Source organism: Roseomonas sp. WA12 (genome assembly GCF_054165765.1).
In genome coordinates, this window is the sequence record NZ_CM135108.1 from 3644350 (window position 1) to 3663041 (window position 18692).

Consider the following 18692-nt stretch of genomic DNA (forward strand, 5'->3'; position numbering starts at 1 on the left):
GGCGCCAATGCTGATCCCTGCCGGGCGATCCCCCGCAGCCGCTCCCTACACGCGCGGCGACTCCGCTCTTCTCGGGCTGATCGGGGCGGGGATTGGGCTGTCGCGCACGCCCGCGCTGCACGAGGCGGAGGCGGAGGCGCTCGGCCTGCGCTGCGTCTACCGGCTAATCGACCTCACCCGTCTCGGCCTCGGGCCGGAGGCGCTGCCGGATCTCCTGGCCTCGGCCGCGCGGATGGGATTCACGGGGTTGAACATCACCTTCCCCTGCAAGCAGGCCGTGATCCCCTTGCTCGACGAGTTGTCGGAGGAGGCGGCGGCGCTGAATGCCGTGAACACGGTGGTGCTGCGGGACGGCCGGCTGATTGGCCACAACACCGATTGTTCCGGCTTTACCGAGGGCTTCCGCCGCCAGCTTCCGGACGTGCCGCTGGGCCGCGTCGTCCAGCTTGGCGCCGGTGGCGCCGGTTCGGCGGTTGCGCATGCGATGCTGGCGATGGGCACCGGGCATCTGGCGGTTTTCGACCAGGATCCCCTCCGCGCCGCATCCCTGGCGCAATCCTTGTGCGAGCGCTTCGGTGCTGGCCGGGCAGAGGCACCGCCCGACCTTGCCGTGGCAATGGCGGTGGCGGACGGGCTGGTCCACGCGACCCCGACCGGCACCGCCGCCCATCCCGGCCTGCCCCTGCCGGCGGCGATGCTGCATCCGGGCCTCTGGGTTTCGGAGATCGTCTACTTCCCACTCGAGACGGCGCTGCTGCGGGCGGCGCGGGACCTGGGCTGCCGCACGGCGCATGGCGGCGGAATGGCGGTGTTCCAGGCCGTCCATGCCTTCAGACTCTTCACCGGGCTGGAACCCGATGCCGCGCGCATGGAGGCGCATTTCACGGCGCTGGGCGAGAGGTCCGCGGTCTAGGCGCGGCGCTCAGTCCGGCCGGAGGAAGGCCAGCACCGCCTGCACCAGCATCTCCCGCTGCGCCCGCGTCACCCCGGCGTCCCGCAGGTCGCGCCCGAAGATGGCCTGCAGCGTGTGGCGGTTGCTCACGCGGTGGAAGCTCACCCCGTTCATCAGGATGTGCAGGTCCAGCGGGTTGACGCCGGTGCGGAAGCAGCCCTCCGCTACCCCGCGCTCCAGCAGCCGGCTCATTGTCACCACCACCTCGGCATTCCGCTGCGCGATCGTCGCGCTGACGCGAACATGCCGCGCCTCCTCGATGTTCTCGACCGAGACCAGGCGCACGAAGGCGGGGTTGGCGTTGTGGTAGTCGAAGGTGCTTTCCACCAGGCGGCGCATGGCCTGGGCAGGCGGCAGCGCATCGAGTTGCAGGCCGCGCTCGGCATCGCGGATGCCGCCATAGGCCCGCTCGATGACGGCGCCGTACAGCCCCTCCTTCGAGCCGAAATAGTAGTAGATCATGCGCTTCGTCGTGCGGGTGCGGCCGGCGATGTCGTCCACCCGCGCGCCGGCGAGGCCCCGTTCAGCGAAGACAGTCGTCGCCACCTCCAGGATCTCCTGCCGCGTCTGGTCGGGGTCGCGCTGGCGGATCTCGCGCGGCGGGGATGAGGCGGGCGCGCCCGGCTCCGTGTTGTCTGGGGTCGCCATTCCTCAGGTTCTTGCTCAGCCCGCGCCATCGGGCGCACTGCCGGTCTCTAGGGCAGATGGCGCCGCTTCACCACGGGGGAGTTGCGACCGCGCCCTTCAGTCCAACGTCATCCCGGCAAGTACGGCACGCCAGCGCGCAGCCTCCGAGGCGACGATCGCGTCGAAAGCCGCCGCGCCGCCCGTCATCGCCACCGTGCCCTGCGCGGCGAGCGTCGTCCGCAGCTCGGGCGAGGCCATGGCACGGGTGAAGGCGGCTTCCAGCACGGCACGCAACGGCTCGGGCGTCGCGCGCGGCACCACGAGGCCACCGGCGGAACCGTTCACCAGCCCGGGCATTCCGGCCTCGGCGGCCGTCGGCACCTCGGGCAGCAGCGCCAGCCGCTCCGGCGCGGCGGCGACCAGGGCGCGCAGCGTGCCGGCGCGAATATGTTCCACCACCACGGGCGTCGCCTCCGCCGTGGCGGCAACCTCGCCGGCCAGCACGGCCTGCACTCCGGCGGCACCCGAGCGGTAGTGCACGGCCATCAGCTCGGCCCCGCCGAGCGATTGCAGCAGGGCGAGCGTCTGGTGCGGCGAGCTCCCTGCGCCCGCCGTGCTCCAGGCCAGCGCGCCCGGCCTGGCCTTCGCCATCTCAAGGAAGGCGTCGAGGCCGGCACCACTGGGCAGCAGCCCGGGGCGCACCACCAGGACATGCGGCGTGTTCGCCAGCGGCGCCACGGTGGCAAAGTCCTTGGCGGGGTCGAAGGGCAGGCGGCGGTAGAGGACCGGGTTCACCGCCAGCAGGCCGACGCTGCAGAACAGCACCGTGTGCCCGTCCGGCTGCGCGCGCGCCGCGGCCTCCGCCGCGATGTTGCCGCCGGCGCCGGTGCGGTTCTCTACCACCACAGGCTGCCCGAGGATCGGTCCCACCGCCTCGGCCACGATGCGGGCGACGACGTCGCTGATCCCGCCCGCCCCGAAGGGCACGATCATTCGCACGGGCCGGGACGGGAAAGCCTGCGCCGCAGCAGGATGCCAGGGTGCTGCGGCGAGGCCTGCCGCAAGAAGACCGCGCCGCCTCACGAAGTTCCTCACCGAGCAGCCCGCCGGATGCGCAGCATCATGCTGTCGAAGGCGTAGTCGGCCACTTGGTGATAGCCGTAGGAGCGGTCGCGGAATGCCATCTGGCTCTCCAGCATTTCCTTGAAGCGCGGGCTCTGCGCCGACATCTCGGCGAACACCTCCTGCGTGGTGCGGTAGAACGCGTCGATGACCTCATTGGGAAAGGCACGGAGCTGCGTGCCGTTGGCGACGAGCCGGTACAACGCCTCGACATTCTTCCAGTCGTACTGCGCGAGCATCCACTGCGTTGCGGCGGCGGCAGCGGTGGTGAGCACGCTCTGGTAGGATTTCGGCAGCTCGTTCCAGCGATCGAGGTTGATGAAGGCGTGGAATATGGCACCGCCCTCGCCCCAGCCGGGATAGTAGTAGTAGCGCGCGACCCTCTCGAAGCCGAGCTTCGCGTCATCATAGGGGCCGACATACTCGACGCCGTCAATCGTGCCGCGCTCCAGGGCGGCGTAGATGTCGCCGGGCGCGATCTGCTGCGGCACCACACCGAGCTTGGCCATGACGTTGCCGGCCAGTCCTGCCACACGGAACTTGAGGCCCCTCAGGTCGTCGACTGAGCGGATCTCCTTGCGGTACCAGCCCCCCATCTGGTTGCCGCTGTTGCCGAGCGGCAGGCCGTAGACCTTATAGTCGCTCAGCAGCCGGTTGAGCATGTCGTTGCCGCCGCCGTGCTGCAGCCAGGCCGATTGCTGGCGCGGGTTCAGCATGAAGGGCACCGTCGTGGCGAAGGCGAAGGCCGGGTCCTTTCCCGTAAAGAACAGGCCGCCGGTATGCGCCATCTCGACGCTGTTCGAGGACACCGCGTCCAGCGCCTGCAGGCCGGGCACGATCTCGCCGGCCGCGAAAGGGGTGATGCGGAACCGCCCGTCCGTCATCTCGCCGACAACGCGCGCGAGGTACTCGCAGGCGGAGTAGGTGACGTCGAGCGCCTTGGGGAAGGAACTGGTCATGCGCCACCGGATCTCGGGCGCGGACTGCGCCAGCGCCGGGGAGGCAAGGGCGGGGAGGACCAGGGCGGGCGCTGCGGAGCCCGCGGCCATGAGGTGACGACGACGCATCGGGGATGCTCCTGGCTGCTCGGGGCGGGTCAGGACATTACAGACCCGGGTCAAGCTGTTGCCCAGCGAAAATCCGCGAATTGCTTGCCGAAATTCGGTTTCCCAGTAAGAGTGATGATCTCTGGGCAACAAGTTGCCTAAAACCGGAGCAGAAACAGATGAGCGTGTCCCCGGCCTGGAACGGCGTGGTGTCCCACCTCCACATCACCCCTCGCGCCTTCCTGCCGATGCAGGCGCAGCAGGCGATCGAGCTGGTGGCGGGTGAGGGCATCGTCGGCGACCGCTACCGCATCGGCACCGAGACCGGCTTCTACTCGGAGAAGCCCGAGGACGGCCGGCAGATCACGCTGTTCGAGGCGGAGGTGCTGGAGACCATCCTGCGCGACTACAAGATGGAGATCCTGCCCGAGGAGCACCGCCGCAACGTCACCACAACTGGCGTGCCGCTGAACCAGCTGGTCGGCAAGCGTTTCCGCCTTGGCGAGTGCCTGGTGGAGGCGACGCGCCTCTCCATCCCCTGCCGCCATATCGAGGAGATCCTGGGCAAGCCGGTCTTCGACCCGATGGTCCACCGCTCTGGCCTGAACTGCCGGATTCTAGAGGGCGGGACGCTGCGCGTGGGCGACACTGTCCGCTCGCTCTAGGACCCATGGCCCGCCATATCGAGCTGCGCGTCGCCGAGGCCCGTACAGCGGGCCCCGGCATCCTGCGCCTCACCCTGCGAGATCCGGATGGCTGGCCACTGCCGCGGGTAAAGCCCGGCGCGCATCTGGATCTGCACGTGCCGGGTGTCGGCCCGCGCGCCTATAGCCTGTGCGGCGATCCGGCGGTGCAGGATGCCTGGACGGTGGCGGTGAAGCGGGAGGCGGAATCGCGCGGCGGCAGCGCCTGGGTGCACGGGCTGCGAGAGGGCGATCCCGTTGCCGCCTCCATGCCCCGCTGCACCTTCCCGCTGGCCGAGGGCGCGACGCGGCATGTGATGATTGCGGGCGGAATCGGCGTCACCCCCTTCCTCGCCATGGCGCCGGCGCTGGAACGCGCGGGGGCGGACTGGACCCTGCACCTGCTGCATCGAGGCGCCCTGCCCTGCCCCGACGACCTCGCCCCCTGGCTTGCCCGTGGCCGTGCCGTCGCGCATGACACGGCGGTGATTCTCCGCCCCTCCCTAAGCGCGCTGCTCGGCCCCTATCAGCCGGGGTTGCAGGCCTTGTGCTGCGGCCCGATGGCGATGATCGACGCCTTCGAGACAGCCACGGCCGCCTGGCCCGCCGGCACAGCCCGCGCCGAGCATTTCGTGCCGCCGGTCCTGCCGCCGGACCCCGCAGCGCGCCCCTACACCCTCGTCCTGGCCGGCACCGGCGCCTCGGCCGAGGTGCCGGCCGGCGGCAGCATGCTGGTGGCGCTGCGGGCCCTCGGTGCCAAGGTCGACGCGTCCTGCGAGGGCGGAATCTGCGGCGCATGCAAGGTCGGCTGGCTTGAGGGCGAACCGCTCCACCGCGACCGGGTGCTGACCCCCGCCGAGCGCGGGACCCACCTCATGGCCTGCGTCGCCGGCTGCGCCTCCGATCGGCTGGTTCTCGACGTATGAGCGCCACCGCCCCGAAGGGCGCGGCGCCGCGGGATGCGGCCCGCACCGCCGAGCTGGGCGCCCGCCTGCGGGCCCTGCGCCAGGACCGCGAGTTGACGCTGGAAGCCCTGGCCGAAATGGCGGGCCTGGACAAGGGGTACCTCTCCCGGCTCGAGCGCGGATTGAAGAACCCCTCCATCGCCACGGTGCTGCGCCTGTCGGAGGCGCTGGATGTGCCGGTGGCCGAGTTGTTCGGCGAACGCCTGGCCGAGCACGCCGTGCGCGTCACCCGCGCGCCGGACCGCCTCTCCGTCTCGCCCGCCGGCGCCTCGGCGCATGGCATCGAGGCGTTGAGCCGCGACGGCGCCGCGCTGGAGGCCTTCGTCCTGCACCCCGCCGCCGAGTTCAGCGCGGAGGGCCATGCCGAGCATGCCGGGGAGGAGCTGTTCTTCGTGCTGAAGGGCACAGTGGAGCTGCGCTTCGCCGACCGGGGTTTCGTTCTGGAAGCGGGGGACTGCGCGCAGTTCTCCGGCCATCTTCCCCACCGCATTCGCCGCGTCGGGCTCGACCCGGCCTCGGCCCTGGTGGCTGTTGCCAGGCCTGCGGAGGCGCGGAGAGGCAGGGCGGGCTGACGGCGGCTCAGGACCGCTGAGGCCGTGTCTCCGGGGCTCACGGCGCGGTGCGGCAGTGGGCATCGTGCTGGATGGGCGGCTCGGGGGTCTCCTGCGCAACCAGAAACTCGCCGGCTCCGTCCCGGCCCAAGGCGCCCGCATGCGCGGTCTGCTGCATCGACGCCGCACTTCGGCCGCCGCTCGGCGATGGTTGTTCGATCGGGGTCGGTGTGATCCACTTCGGTGCTGAGGATCCGGTTGATCTCACGGAGCGCCGGGCGCGCGATCCCGGGATCGGTTGGATCCGTTCAGCAAATCACGAGCGGGGCGCCGCCATCATGGCCGGGCGTCCTGCTTCCATGCGCGGAGGCGGCGGCTATGAGGGCTGACAGCGTTCTGTCCACGATCGGCAACACGCCGCACATCCGGGTGCAGCGCCTGTTCGGCGATGCGGAGGTCTGGATTAAGTCCGAGAGGTCCAACCCCGGAGGCTCGATCAAGGACCGCATCGCGCTCGCCATGATCGAGGCGGCGGAGCGCGATGGCCGCCTGAAGCCCGGCGGCACGATCATCGAGCCGACCTCGGGCAACACCGGCATCGGCCTCGCCGTGGCCGCCGCGGTGAAGGGCTACAAGCTCGTCCTCGTCATGCCCGAGAGCATGTCCATCGAGCGGCGGCGGGTGATGCTGGCCTATGGGGCCAGCTTCGATCTCACCCCGCGCGAGAAGGGGATGAAGGGCGCGATCGCCCAGGCCACAGAGCTGCTTGCCGAGACGCCGGGCGCCTGGATCCCCGGCCAGTTCGACAATCCCGCCAATATCGAGGTGCATGCGCGCACCACTGCGCAGGAGATCCTGGCGGACTTCCCCGAGGGGATCGACGCGCTGATCACCGGCGTCGGCACGGGCGGCCACATCACGGGCTGCGCACAGGTGCTGAAGGCTAAATGGCCTGGGCTGAAGGTCTTTGCGGTGGAGCCCGAGGCCTCGCCCGTGATCTCCGGCGGACAGCCCTCACCCCACCCCATCCAGGGCATCGGTGCCGGCTTCGTTCCCGCGAACCTGCATGTCGATCTGCTGGACGGCGTCATCCAGGTCTCGGCGGAGGACGCCAAGGAGTATGCGCGCCGCTCGGCCCGAGAGGAGGGGCTGCTGGTGGGGATCTCCTCCGGCGCCACGCTGGCGGCCATCGCGCAGAAGCTGAAGGAACTGCCGGCCGGGGCGCGAGTGCTCGGCTTCAACTACGATACCGGCGAGCGCTACCTCTCCGTGCCGGATTTCCTGCCGGAGTAAGGGTTGCCGCCGAGGACAGCACGGCCCGTTGCACATGGGCCGTGCGCGGCGGCGATCAGCGCATGGCGGGCAGCAGGGGCGTGTTCGCGTCCATCACGGCGCGCGAGAGGCTGCCCGCGCCACTCGCCTGGATCGTGACGGTCAGGAGGACGAGGCTGTTCTCGTCCAGCGCGTAGATTGGCAGCACCCAGGGCGCAGCCCCAAGAGGCGGGGGAAGGGCGATCAGCGGCTCGTACTTGGCCCGAAGCGCCTGCAACGCCTGCCTCTGATCCGGGCTGGGATTTGCCATGGGCCGCAGATCGGAAAAGCTCTTCAGGACGACGAAGCTGCGGTCGAAGCGACGCGTGGTCTCGATCCAGGCGAGCGCATAGGCCAGGCGCTGCTCATGGGTGTCCACCAGCGCACCCGCGCGCGCAACGAGGGTCTGGAAGCCCGGGACGTTGTCGGACAAAAGAACGATGAAATTCTCCGGCCGTGCGTAGCCGACGGTGAAGGCCACCGTCCGCTGCGGCAAGGCATGATCGGCCCGGAAGATCAGTCCGTTGCGGAGGAAGGGCGTCGGGACGCGACGGACCGTGGTCCTGCTGTCGCGCACCATGCGGGCCGCTTCCGGCTGCACCGTGTCCAGCAGCATCGCAAGGCTCGATCGATCGTCCATCTGTGTGTTCCCTTGCGCCGCAGCCATTCGCGATGCCCCGCACCATCCCGGAAAGAGTGCCGCGGCAGCCTCGCGCCGGCCGACGGCCGTCATGGCCGCGCCGGCGGATGCACTTTGTCCCACTCGAAGCCGTAATATGCAGGATAGGGTTGGCCGCTGTTCGATGTGGGCACGTTTCCGGATTGGAAGGAATTCAGCATGGCCTGTTCCCCGGCCGCTCGCCCCGCTTCGACCACGTCGCTCTCGGTCGCATCGGGATGCGCGGCGCGGTAGCTCGCCTGACCGGCTTGGGAAGCGGCGTCATAGACCGGCCCGGTGAACACGTTGCGGGACCCGGCTTCCGGGTCGCCGATCGCGGCGAGCTCATTATGCGCCTCCTGCCCCAGCACCTCGCCATGGGCCTCCTCGGCGAGCATGCGGTTGATGTAGTCCTGGCGGCTGACCGTGTTGATGTCCGGGGTGAGGCCGCTGTTCGGTGCATCCGCATGGTTCATCTCATGGACGAAGTCGGAAGCGGGCACCGAGGAGGTCGGGTCGAGCGTAACGGTGTTGCCAAGGCCGTTGCTATAGGGGGGCGTGTAGAAGGTGCCGCCGCCGGGTACGCCGACCACCGGGATGACGTTGTTGCGGTCATACACGTTCATCGCGTTCCGCCCGCTGGTCGTCTGGTTCAGCCGGTTGCGCAGCGCAGTCATCGCCGCGGATTCACCCGGGCGCGGCGGAGCGATAGCGTGCTGGGATTTCAGCCCGCGCCGTTTCCTTCCGCCGCCCGGCCCACCCTTGTGGCGTTCCAGCCAACCGGGCTCGCCGGTATCGGAGGCGGCGGCATCCTCCGGATCCTCGATGCTGGCATCCGGGGTTTCCTCGCCGGCCCCGCCGGAATTGATCTTCACGACCGTGCCGATGATGGTGACGCCGGATGGATCGATGATGATGGCGTTGCCGCCCACCTTCAGGCTGATCTTTTGCTTCGCCTCCAGCACGATCTTGGCCGCGTTCAGCGCGGCGGTGCCCTTCACCATCACGGTCGCGTCCGATTGCAGGTCCATCACGGTCTTGCCGACGACCGTGAGGTTCCGGTCCTTCTCGATGCGCTGATAGTGACCACCGTTGATGTGCAGTTGGTAGTCGTTGCCGACAGTGATGTCGTAGTCACCGCCCTGCTTGTCGCTGTCGGGGTCCTTGAAGCCGACGATCTCGTGCCGGTTGCCACCGGTGGTCTCGAAGAGCGACCCGAAGGCGCGAACATCCATCCGCTTCTGCGACCGCAGCAGAAGCTGCTCCTTCCCGTTCGAATCATCGAAGCGGAGCATGTGATAGCGGTCCTTGTCCCCCTCCTCGAGCGGGACGGAGCGCGTCTTGATGCCGCTCTGCAGCCGGTACTTGGTGAGTTCGAAGGGTGGCTTGTGGGCGGCGCTATAGACGCGCCCGGTGACCAGCGGGCGGTCCGGGTCGCCGTCGATGAACTCGACCACGACCTCGTCGCCCACCCGTGGCAGGTACTGCATGCCGAGCCGGGGACCCGCGCTGCCCTGCACCACTCGAACCCAGCAGGAGGTGGTCTCCCCGCCCTTGTCGCCCTTCTGAGTCGTGTCCCAGTCAAACTTCAGCAGCACGCGCCCGAGCTCATCCGACCAGACATCGCCGATCGTCGGGCCATGCACGATCGCCGTCTGCGGGCCGAGCACCCGGGGCTTGGGGCTGATGCTGGGGGAGCGATACTGGCGGCCCTGCAGGATCGGCACACCCGTGAAGCTGTTGGTATAGGCGGGTGGCTTCGGTGCCTTCTTCAGGAACGGGCCGATGATGGGGATGTCGCCGAGAATCGGCGAGGCGAGGTCCGCGAGCAGCCCGGCCGCGGCGCTCGCCGCCCCGCCACCGAAGACGCCGAGGATGCTGACGATCCCGGGCAGCGAGTTGATGGTTTTGTTGACATCGGGGAGATGCGCCTTGGCCGGCTCGCTGAGAGCGCCGGCGCCGCTTTCCGCCCCCGCGAGCAACGTCTCCTTCAGAATGCGGAGGACGATCTCGCCTGCCTTGTCCCCGGTGTAGGATTCCTCGGTGACCGAGAAGGTAACGGAGGTGATGAGATATTCGCGTTCCTCCTCGGTGGTGATGCGCTCATCGCTGGATTGCTCGTCCACGCCGATGATCTTCAGCCGCGTGCCGGCGGCCAGCGCGACCCGGACGGAGTTGCCGGAGAAGGCTTCGAACCGCGTCTCTTCCTCCTGCATGCGGATGCGCACGAGCGACGCGCCATAGGCGCTGGCGTTCGACGGATCGCTCAGCACGGCGAAGGCACCAGGATGCTCGAAGTGATCGCCCTGGGTGGAGGCTGCCACCTCCGGGATGATGGTCTTCTCGGTCTTCTCCGCCAGTGCCGGATTGCGGCGATACTCGCGGTCCCGGTAGGTGAAGCTGCGTAGCTGCGGCGTGAAGCTATGCGTCCAGCTCCGCACGATGCCGCGGGCATCGGGTGATGGCACGAAGGCGAAAGGCGAGTCCGGGCAGACCTGGTAGGGCGGACCGTCCACGATGATCATCTTGTGACTGACATCGGTCTGCTGGAAAAAGTAGTGGAGCCCGTGCTGCTCCATGAGGCGGGAGATGAAGTTGAAGTCGGTCTCGTCGTACTGCACGCAGTGCTGCAGCGGCGGGTACTTCGCGCTCGATTCCACGCGGATCGAGTAGTAGAGGGACTGGTTGGCGCCGGCGAAGATGTTTCCGATCGAATCCTTCAGCACCGCATCGATGATCTGCAGGACGTCCCGGTCCTGGAAAATACGATAACCCGTGCCCTGGTCCAGCAGCGCAAGCCAGGGCACCACTTTCGCCGTGTAGCTGCGGAACTCCTTCCGCTTGGGATGCAGCTCGCCGCCGGTGAAGGCGTGGACAATGCCATGGTAGCCCCGGTACTCGTCCTTCGAGCGTTTGATCCGAAGGCCGATCATGCGGCCCAGCATCCTGTCGGCCGTGACGTGGAAGTTCTTGGACAGCATCGTGATCGTGTAAAGGAAGGGGCGCGAGATCGCTTCGGTGCCGACCACGCCGACAGCGAGGAATTCGTCGCGCTCGAGCGCGGTGTCGATCTGGATTTTGCTGTTGTGCTGGACGCTGTCGGTCATATCGTCCCCCGGAGGGCGGATGAGCAGCGGTCCGCCGCTACGGGATCTGCGTGGTTGTCTGGCCGGGCGTGCTGATGGTGATCGCGCCGAGCCAGGTGCACATGCATTTGGACGTCTGGTTGAGAGCGGGGAGGTTCGCCAGCAGCACGGTTGGGGAACCCGCCACCCAGGGCGCGGCAGTCACCGGCACGCAGGGTGTGGGCGTCAGCACCCCAAATGCCGCGCTGGTGGCGGTGGCGGTCGTTGGGTTGGTGAGGCTGGAACACATGCCGAAGGACTTGATATTCGTTGCCGGCACATGGTCGAGGATGTTGGCGGCATCCATGTTGCCCACCTTGATACGCTTTGCCGGCAGCGCCGTCAGCGGCACCGGCGTGGTGCCGAAGTTGCACGTAAGCTGTGCCGTGGTCACGACCTGGTTCGACATATCGGGGCCTCGATGGTCGAGCGTAATGCCGTCAAGTCTTAGAAGGGATCGTAACCATACGACATCAAAATAATGTCAGCCTCGCCATCTTGCCGGGCAGCGTCGCCGATTAACCATCGTCACCCAGGGCATTGGACGGTTTTGAGCAAGAAGGGTGACCTGAACTCCTTCCTGAGACGGTCGGTCGCGCGCGCAGCCTTTTGCTGCAAGGGCAAAGATGCCCCGCACATCGTCTGGGATGCTTGAACGCCGGGAAGCGGCCGCTTCAGGCCGGGTGCCAACCCAGCCCCAGCGTGGAAGAAATCTCGCTCAGGGCATCATCAAGGCAGGCGAAGATCTCGCAGCCGATCTGCTCATCCTCGCGCAGGCTGCAAAGATGAAACCCGGCAGGGGACCGCCACAGCGCGAAGGAGAGGTCGGACTGCCCGTCCTGCGGTGCCAGGATGAGCGTCAGCTCACCATCATACCCCTCCTGCTCGTCCAGGTTCCAGGGTATCTGCAACCGGCGCAGGCCCGAGCGTACGGCGGCAACCTGGGCGGCGGTCAGGCTGTACAGGGCGCGGATTGGGCTCGCTGCATGAGCTGGGGGGACGGCACGCCCGGTCGAATAGCACATCCTGTGCTCCTTCCTTGTGGGGGCCGCTGCGGGCGGCGGTCGTCAATGGTTTGTAAACTCCTCCCAAAAGGTTAACGGGTTCCTAACGGCCGGACCTTGGCTGCCGCAGCCCACCGCAGGGTTCCACCCCGCGGAGGAACGATGCGGCGCAACACCAGGGCCATCAGGAAGGAACAGAACACGTGAACTTCTCCCTGCCCGACGACCTCACCTCCATTCGCGAGGCGGTGCTCCGGATCTGCGAGGGGTTCGGGGACGACTACTGGCTCCGGCACGATATCGAGGGCGGCTTCCCGCATGAGTTCCACGCCGCCATGGCGAAGGATGGATGGCTCGGCATCTGCATCCCCGAGGCTTACGGCGGCGCGGGCCTCGGGGTCAGCGCGGCAACGACCATGATGCTGGCCGTGGCGGAATCCGGGGCCGGCATGTCCGGGGCCTCGGCCATTCACACCAATATCTTCGGCCTGCATCCCGTCGTCGTCTTCGGTACGGAGGAGCAGAAGGCGCGCATGCTTCCGCCGATCGCGCGCGGTGAGCAGAAAGCCTGCTTCGGGGTGACGGAACCGGATACGGGGCTGAACACCACGCAGTTGAAGACCCGCGCAGTGCGGAAGGGCGACCGCTACGTCGTCAACGGCCAGAAGGTCTGGACCTCAACCGGGCAGGTCGCCGACAAGATCCTGCTGCTGGCGCGCACCACGCCGCTGGAAGAGGTGCGGAACCCGACCGAGGGGCTGAGCCTGTTCTACGCGACCATCGACCGCCGCACCGTGGATATCCGCGTGATCGAGAAAATGGGCCGCAAGGCCGTCGACTCGAACGAGACCTTCATGGTGGATTTCGAGGTGCCCGTGGAGGACCGGATCGGCGAGGAGGGCCAGGGCTTCCGCTACATTCTCCACAGCCTCAACCCCGAGCGGGTGCTGGTAGCGGCCGAGGCAATCGGGCTCGGCCGGGCGGCGCTGCGCAAGGCCACGGCCTACGCCAAGGAGCGCCGCGTCTTCGGGCGGCCCATCGGGCAGAACCAGGCCATCCAGCATCCCCTAGCGAAGAACTGGATGGAGCTGGAAGCCGCGTATCTCATGACCATGCAGGCGGCCTGGCAGTACGACAACGGCCTTCCCTGCGGCCCTGCCGCCAACGCGGCCAAGTACCTGGCGGCCGAGGCGGGCTTCGATGCCTGCCAGCAGGCCGTGATGACCCATGGCGGCTTCGGCTACGCCAAGGAATACCATGTCGAGCGCTACCTGCGGGAGGTGATGATCAACCGCATCGCCCCGGTCAGCCCGCAGCTCATCCTCTGCTTCATTGCCGAAAGAGTCCTCGGCCTGCCGAAGTCCTACTAGGCCAGGGGGCGCGTTACCCCGGCGCGGGGCCACCCTGCCGGGTTCGGCATGGCCTGCCGCGGGCAGCACCCCCGGCAGGCCGCCTCGCTCAGCGCGCGGCGTCGAGCGCCAGGTTCAGCCGCAGCAGGTTGACACGCGGCTCGCCCAGCAGCCCCAACTCGCGCCCCTCCGTATGGGCGGCCAGCAGGTCCTGCACCCGCGCCGCCGGCCAGCCGCGCGCCTCGGCCACGCGGGCGACCTGCCGCTCGGCATTGGCGGGGCTGATATGGGGATCGAGCCCGGAGCCCGAGGCGGTGACGGCATCGGCCGGCACGGGCGCGGGACCCGCCTCCGCCACCCGCTCGCGCACGGCATCGATCAGCTTGGCGCTGGTCGGGCCGAACTGGGTCGCGGCCGAGGCGGTGGCGTCATAGCCATCCGTCCCGGCATTGGAGGCGCGGGGGTGGAAGTAGCGCGCCTCCGCAAAGTTCTGCCCGATGAGCGCCGAGCCGACGACGCGGCCATCGCGCTCGATCAGGCTGCCGCCGGCCTGGGCGGGAAGGACCACGCCCGCCACCCCCGTCATGGCGAGCGGCATGGCGACCCCGAGAAGGGCGGTGAAGAGCGCCACCGTGGCGATAGCGGGACGGATGATGCCGGACATGGTTCAGGCGAGCCCCAGGAGGGTGAGGATGACGTCGATGATCTTGATGCCGACGAAGGGCGCGACGACGCCGCCCAGCCCGTAGATGAGGAGGTTGCGCCGCAGCAGCGCGGCCGCCCCCACCGGCGTGTAGCGCACCCCGCGCAGCGCCAGCGGCACGAGGGCCACGATGATCAGCGCGTTGAAGATCACGGCCGAGAGCACCGCGCTCTCCGGGCTGGTCAGGCGCATGAGGTTCAGCGCCTGCAGCTCGGGGTAGGAGGCAACAAAGATCGCCGGCAGGATCGCGAAGTACTTCGCCACGTCATTGGCGATGGAGAAGGTGGTCAGCGCGCCGCGGGTGATCAGCAGCTGCTTGCCGATCTCCACCACCTCGATCAGCTTCGTGGGATCGCTGTCCAGGTCCACCATATTGCCGGCTTCGCGTGCGGCCTGGGTGCCGGTCTGCATGGCCACGCCGACATCGGCCTGGGCCAACGCGGGCGCGTCATTGGTGCCGTCGCCGGCCATGGCAACGAGCCGTCCCTCGGCCTGGGCATCGCGGATGTAGCGCAGCTTGTCCTCGGGCCGGGCCTCCGCGATGAAGTCGTCCACCCCCGCCTCCGCGGCGATGGCGGCGGCGGTGAGGCGGTTGTCGCCGGTCACCATCACCGTGCGGATGCCCATCTGGCGCAGCGCCGCGAAGCGCTCCCGGATGCCGGGCTTCACGATGTCCTTCAACTCGATGACACCGAGCAGCCGGCCGTTGCGGCTCACTGCCAGCGGGGTGCCGCCCGAACGGCCGACGCGGTCGGCTGCCGCGCGCACATCGGCCGCGGCCTCCGCGCCCGAGCCGGCGAGCAGCGCCTCCACCGCGCCCTTGCGGTACTGCCCGCCCTCGATGTCCAGCCCCGAGATCCGCGTCTGCGCGGTGAAGGGGATGACCGTCGCGCCCGCAGGCAGGGTCGGCGGGGTGATGCCGTGCCGGTCGCGCGCCAGGGCGAGCACCGAGCGGCCCTCCGGCGTGCCGTCGGCCAGGCTCGCCAGCACCGCCGCCTCGACCAGTGCCGCCTCCTCCACGCCGGTCACAGGGAAGAAGGCCGCGGCCTGGCGGTTGCCGAGGGTAATGGTGCCGGTCTTGTCCAGCAGCAGCACGTCCACGTCGCCCGCCGCCTCCACCGCGCGGCCGGAGGTGGCCATGACGTTGAAGCGCACCAGGCGGTCCATGCCTGCGATGCCGATGGCCGAGAGCAGGCCGCCGATCGTCGTCGGAATGAGGGTGATGAGCAGCGCGGCCAGCACCGGCACACCGGGCGGCTGCCCGTTCCAGGAGGCGATGCCGACAAGGGAGGCGACCGCGATCAGGAAGATGATCGTCATGCCGGCCAGCAGGATGTCGAGCGCGATCTCGTTCGGCGTCTTCTGCCGGGACGCCCCCTCCACCAGCGCGATCATGCGGTCGATGAAGGTGGAGCCCGGGGCCGCGGTGATACGCACCGCGATCCAGTCCGAAACCACGGTGGTGCCGCCGGTGACGGCGGAGCGGTCACCGCCGCTCTCGCGGATCACCGGCGCGCTCTCGCCCGTCACCGCTGCCTCGTTCACGCTGGCGATGCCCTCGACCACCTCACCGTCTGAGGGGACGAGGTCGCCCGGCTCCACCAGCACAAGGTCGCCCACCCGCAAGGCGGTTGCGGGGCGCGGCTGCCAGCGCGTGCGGTCCTCGGGCCGTGCCAGCACCTTCGCCTGAGCCTCGGTGCGGGCCTTGCGCAGGCTTTCAGCCCGGGCACGGCCGCGTCCCTCGGCCACGGCTTCCGCGAAGGTGGCGAAGAGCACGGTGAACCACAGCCAGGCCGCGATACCCGCGAAGAAGCCCCAGGGCTCGCCGGCCAGGGCCGCGCGCGCCGCCAGCACGGTGACGAGGGCGGAGACAACCTCGGTGACGAAGATGACGGGATTGCGCGCCAGCTGCACGGGGTTGAGCTTGCGCAGCGCGTCGCCGCCCGCGCGCAGCAGGATGGCGCGGTCGAACAGCGAGGCGTTACGGCCGTCGCGCGTCCGGACCTCGCCGGGGTTGAGGGTGGTGTCCAGCATGGGAGATGACCTCAGAAGGTCTTGCCGGCGAGCATGACGAAGTGCTCCGCCAGGGGACCGAGAGCGAGGGAGGGCAGGAACTGCAGCCCCCCGAGGATGAGGATGACGCCGGCCAGCAGCCCGCCGAAGAGCAGCCCGTGGGTGGGGAAGGTGCCGGCGCTGGCCGGTGCCTTCACCTTGGCCCCGAGCGAGCCGGCGATGGCCATGACGGGCACGACATAGGCGAAGCGCCCGAGCAGCATTGCCAGGCCGAGCGTGACGTTCAGCCAGGGCGTATCCGCGGTGAGCCCACCGAAGGCGGAGCCGTTGTTCCCGGCGGCCGAGGTATAGGCGTAGAGCATCTCCGTCAGCCCGTGCGGCCCGCCATCCTGGATGGAGGACACGGCCGCGGGCAGCACCACCGAGACGGCGGTGAAGCCGAGAATGGTCGCCGGCAGGACCAGCACGGCAAGCATCGCCAGCTTGATCTCCCGCGCCTGCACCTTCTTGCCCAGGTATTCCGGCGTGCGGCCGACCATCAGCCCGGCCACGAACACGGCCAGCAGCGCGAAGACGAGGATGCCGTAGAGGCCGGAACCCACGCCGCCCGGCAGCACCTCGCCAAGCTGGATGAGGAACAGAGGCACCATCCCGCCCAACGGTGTGAAGCTGTCGAACATCGCATTCACCGCGCCGCAGGACGCGCCCGTGGTGGTGGCGGTGAACAGCGCGACGAGAGGCAGGCCGAAGCGGATGTCCTTGCCCTCCATGTTGCCCATGGCGGGGTCGACGCCGAGCCCAGCGAGGAGCGGGTTGCCCGCGGCCTCGGCGGCGTAGATGGCGGCAGTGGCGACGAGGACGAAGCCGAGCATCACGCCCAGCAGCGCACGGCCCTGGCGGATGTCTCCGACGATGCGCCCGAAGGTGAGGCACAGAGCGAAGGGGATCACGGCCTGGCCCCAGATCTGCAGCGCGGTCGCGATGGCGCCCGGCCCCTCGAAGGGGTGCAGCGAGTTGACGCCGAAGAAGCCGCCGCCATTGGTGCCGAGATGCTTGATCGCCAGCTGGAAGGCGACGGGGCCGAGCGCAATGGTCTGCTGGCCGCCCTCCAGCGTCGTCGCCGTCGCGTAGTCGGAGAGCGTCATCGGCACGCCGAGCGCGACGAAGGCGAAGCCGAGCACGACGGCCATGGGCAGCAGCACGTAGAGGGTGACGCGGACGAAATCAGCCCAGAAGTTGCCCAGGTCCTTCGCCCCGCCGCGAGCGAAGGCGCGGGTCAGCGCGATGGCCAGCGCGACGCCGGTGGAGGCCGAGAGGAAGTTCTGCACGGTCAGCCCGGCCATCTGGCCGAGATAGGAGACCGCCGCCTCGCCCGAATAGGCCTGCCAGTTGGTGTTGGAGACGAAGCTGACCGCCGTGTTGAAGGCCAGCCAGGCCGACATGCCGTCGAAGCCCCGCGGGTTCAGCGGCAGCACGCCCTGCAGGCGCAGAATGGCAAACAGCAGCAGGAAGCCCGCCGCATTGGCGGCCAGCATGGAGAGCGCGTAGCCGCGCCAGGACTGGCCGTTTGAGGGATCGACGCCGCCGGCGCGGAAGAACGCCGCTTCGACCGGCGCGAGCCAGCGGACGCGGCCCTCCACCACGGCGGCAATGTAGCGCCCGAGCGGCACAGCGGCCGCGACGACGAGCAGGAGGACGAGCGCGATCTGCGCCCAGCCGAGAAGGGTCATGGGATCAGAGCGCCTCCGGCCGCAGCAGGGCCCAGAGCAGGTAGACGAGCAGGCCGGCCGAAACGGCGCCGCCGAGGAGGAGATCGAACATGGCGTTCAGATCCGCTCGCAGGCCGACAGATAGGCCGCCATCAAGCCGAAGAAGCCGAGGCCAAGCCCCAGCAGAAGGATGTCGATCATGGGATGTCCCGCGCCGGTGATTCTGATGCGCGGTCGGTTCAATAGGCCTGGCCCGTGTAAAGGCGCGATACGAGACCGGGTGCGTGCGTGCAAAGAATCCGCAAAGACTGGGCGGATCGGGCCTGTCCACGCACCAGCAAATCCATACAGCGTTTTTACGCAGCTCCGGCCTAGTGCTTCGGTCCCGATCGAGCGATCCCCGTGTCAGGGCGCGCGCTGCGGGAACCGAAGCCGAGCGGACAATACGTTCCATGCCGTTGCACGACCTTCTCCTCACCTACAGCTCTCTCGCCTGGGCCACCCTTCTCGGATCCGCCCTGCTTGCCATCGCCTGGACGGCCGAGCGGCGCATGCCGGCCCGCGCCACACCCTTCGCCAGGGATTTCCCGCGGGACGGTTCGGGGCACCCCGCACCGGAGCGCAGCGGTGACGCGGCGCGTCCTGCCCCGCCGGCCGGGGAGGCCATCTTCTCCCTCATCGTGGTGGCGGAGCTGGCCTGGGCCTTCGTCGGCTCGCTCGGGCTCGGACTGACCGGCCCGGCCTCCGCCGGCCCCGTCGCGCCCTGGATTTGGCTTGGCGGTGCCGTCGTCATCGCGGCGGCACCGCCGCTGGTCCGCCTCCTCCGCCACAAAGCCGCGCTGGGTCGCGGCGCGCCGGTGCTGTAACCCCTGGG

General features: G+C 69.0%; 19 protein-coding genes. 7 read left to right on the forward strand and 12 right to left on the reverse strand.

Annotated features, from left to right (window positions below; translation table 11 throughout):
• The first annotated feature begins 7 nt into the window (after window positions 1-7).
• On the forward strand, window positions 8-913 hold the full coding sequence (locus tag ACVBD7_RS17395) for a shikimate dehydrogenase (RefSeq protein ID WP_458094497.1): 906 nt from the start codon (window positions 8-10) through the stop codon (window positions 911-913).
• 9 nt (window positions 914-922) lie between these two features.
• Here ACVBD7_RS17395 and ACVBD7_RS17400 read toward each other — a convergent pair whose 3' ends face one another.
• From ACVBD7_RS17400 to ACVBD7_RS17410, 3 genes are all read right to left on the reverse strand, one after another.
• Window positions 923-1600: a TetR family transcriptional regulator gene (locus tag ACVBD7_RS17400; protein ID WP_458094498.1), complete on the reverse strand. Its 678-nt coding sequence runs from the start codon at window positions 1598-1600 to the stop codon at window positions 923-925.
• A 96-nt stretch (window positions 1601-1696) separates the two neighbouring features.
• The gene (locus ACVBD7_RS17405) at window positions 1697-2572 is read right to left on the reverse strand and encodes a tripartite tricarboxylate transporter substrate binding protein (protein ID WP_458094499.1); all 876 of its coding nucleotides are present in this window, start codon (window positions 2570-2572) and stop codon (window positions 1697-1699) included.
• 98 nt (window positions 2573-2670) lie between these two features.
• Complete coding sequence (locus ACVBD7_RS17410) at window positions 2671-3768, reverse strand: TRAP transporter substrate-binding protein (protein WP_458094500.1); 1098 nt, start codon at window positions 3766-3768, stop codon at window positions 2671-2673.
• Window positions 3769-3926: 158 nt separating this feature from the next.
• On the opposite strand from ACVBD7_RS17410, the gene ACVBD7_RS17415 reads away from it, so the two are divergent.
• The 4 genes from ACVBD7_RS17415 (at window position 3927) to cysK (ending at window position 7239) form a co-directional block, all read left to right on the forward strand.
• Window positions 3927-4412: an MOSC domain-containing protein gene (locus tag ACVBD7_RS17415; protein ID WP_458094501.1), complete on the forward strand. Its 486-nt coding sequence runs from the start codon at window positions 3927-3929 to the stop codon at window positions 4410-4412.
• 5 nt (window positions 4413-4417) lie between these two features.
• On the forward strand, window positions 4418-5356 hold the full coding sequence (locus ACVBD7_RS17420; RefSeq protein ID WP_458094502.1) for a PDR/VanB family oxidoreductase: 939 nt from the start codon (window positions 4418-4420) through the stop codon (window positions 5354-5356).
• Entirely contained in the window at window positions 5353-5967 is a 615-nt protein-coding gene (locus tag ACVBD7_RS17425) for a helix-turn-helix domain-containing protein (protein ID WP_458094503.1), read from the forward strand. Before ACVBD7_RS17420 ends, ACVBD7_RS17425 begins: the two co-directional genes overlap by 4 nt.
• A gap of 357 nt (window positions 5968-6324) precedes the next feature.
• Complete coding sequence (cysK, locus tag ACVBD7_RS17430; protein ID WP_458094504.1) at window positions 6325-7239, forward strand: cysteine synthase A; 915 nt, start codon at window positions 6325-6327, stop codon at window positions 7237-7239.
• Window positions 7240-7294: 55 nt separating this feature from the next.
• Here the strand turns inward: cysK and ACVBD7_RS17435 are convergent, their stop codons facing one another.
• From ACVBD7_RS17435 to ACVBD7_RS17450, 4 genes are all read right to left on the reverse strand, one after another.
• A complete protein-coding gene (locus tag ACVBD7_RS17435) occupies window positions 7295-7897 on the reverse strand; it encodes a hypothetical protein (protein WP_458094505.1) in 603 nt (200 codons plus the stop codon).
• A gap of 89 nt (window positions 7898-7986) precedes the next feature.
• Entirely contained in the window at window positions 7987-11022 is a 3036-nt protein-coding gene (locus ACVBD7_RS17440; protein ID WP_458094506.1) for a type VI secretion system Vgr family protein, read from the reverse strand.
• A gap of 37 nt (window positions 11023-11059) precedes the next feature.
• Entirely contained in the window at window positions 11060-11449 is a 390-nt protein-coding gene (locus tag ACVBD7_RS17445; RefSeq protein ID WP_458094507.1) for a DUF4280 domain-containing protein, read from the reverse strand.
• A gap of 265 nt (window positions 11450-11714) precedes the next feature.
• Window positions 11715-12065: a hypothetical protein gene (locus tag ACVBD7_RS17450; RefSeq protein ID WP_458094508.1), complete on the reverse strand. Its 351-nt coding sequence runs from the start codon at window positions 12063-12065 to the stop codon at window positions 11715-11717.
• 182 nt (window positions 12066-12247) lie between these two features.
• Between ACVBD7_RS17450 and ACVBD7_RS17455 the strand changes: the two genes are divergently transcribed.
• A complete protein-coding gene (locus ACVBD7_RS17455; protein WP_458094509.1) occupies window positions 12248-13414 on the forward strand; it encodes an acyl-CoA dehydrogenase family protein in 1167 nt (388 codons plus the stop codon).
• An 88-nt stretch (window positions 13415-13502) separates the two neighbouring features.
• Here ACVBD7_RS17455 and kdpC read toward each other — a convergent pair whose 3' ends face one another.
• The 5 genes from kdpC to ACVBD7_RS17480 are packed head-to-tail and all read right to left on the reverse strand — an operon-like array spanning window position 13503 to window position 18061.
• The gene (kdpC, locus tag ACVBD7_RS17460; protein WP_458094510.1) at window positions 13503-14057 is read right to left on the reverse strand and encodes a potassium-transporting ATPase subunit KdpC; all 555 of its coding nucleotides are present in this window, start codon (window positions 14055-14057) and stop codon (window positions 13503-13505) included.
• A gap of 3 nt (window positions 14058-14060) precedes the next feature.
• Window positions 14061-16130, reverse strand: coding sequence for a potassium-transporting ATPase subunit KdpB (gene kdpB / locus ACVBD7_RS17465; protein WP_458094511.1), 2070 nt, complete (start codon window positions 16128-16130; stop codon window positions 14061-14063).
• Window positions 16131-16141: 11 nt separating this feature from the next.
• The gene (gene kdpA, locus ACVBD7_RS17470; RefSeq protein WP_458094512.1) at window positions 16142-17839 is read right to left on the reverse strand and encodes a potassium-transporting ATPase subunit KdpA; all 1698 of its coding nucleotides are present in this window, start codon (window positions 17837-17839) and stop codon (window positions 16142-16144) included.
• Window positions 17840-17843: 4 nt separating this feature from the next.
• Window positions 17844-17930, reverse strand: a complete 87-nt coding sequence (kdpF, locus tag ACVBD7_RS17475) for a K(+)-transporting ATPase subunit F (protein WP_458097719.1) — start codon at window positions 17928-17930, stop codon at window positions 17844-17846.
• 5 nt (window positions 17931-17935) lie between these two features.
• A complete protein-coding gene (locus ACVBD7_RS17480) occupies window positions 17936-18061 on the reverse strand; it encodes a hypothetical protein (protein WP_458097761.1) in 126 nt (41 codons plus the stop codon).
• 209 nt (window positions 18062-18270) lie between these two features.
• Between ACVBD7_RS17480 and ACVBD7_RS17485 the strand changes: the two genes are divergently transcribed.
• Window positions 18271-18684, forward strand: a complete 414-nt coding sequence (locus ACVBD7_RS17485; protein ID WP_458094513.1) for a hypothetical protein — start codon at window positions 18271-18273, stop codon at window positions 18682-18684.
• Window positions 18685-18692: the final 8 nt, after the last annotated feature.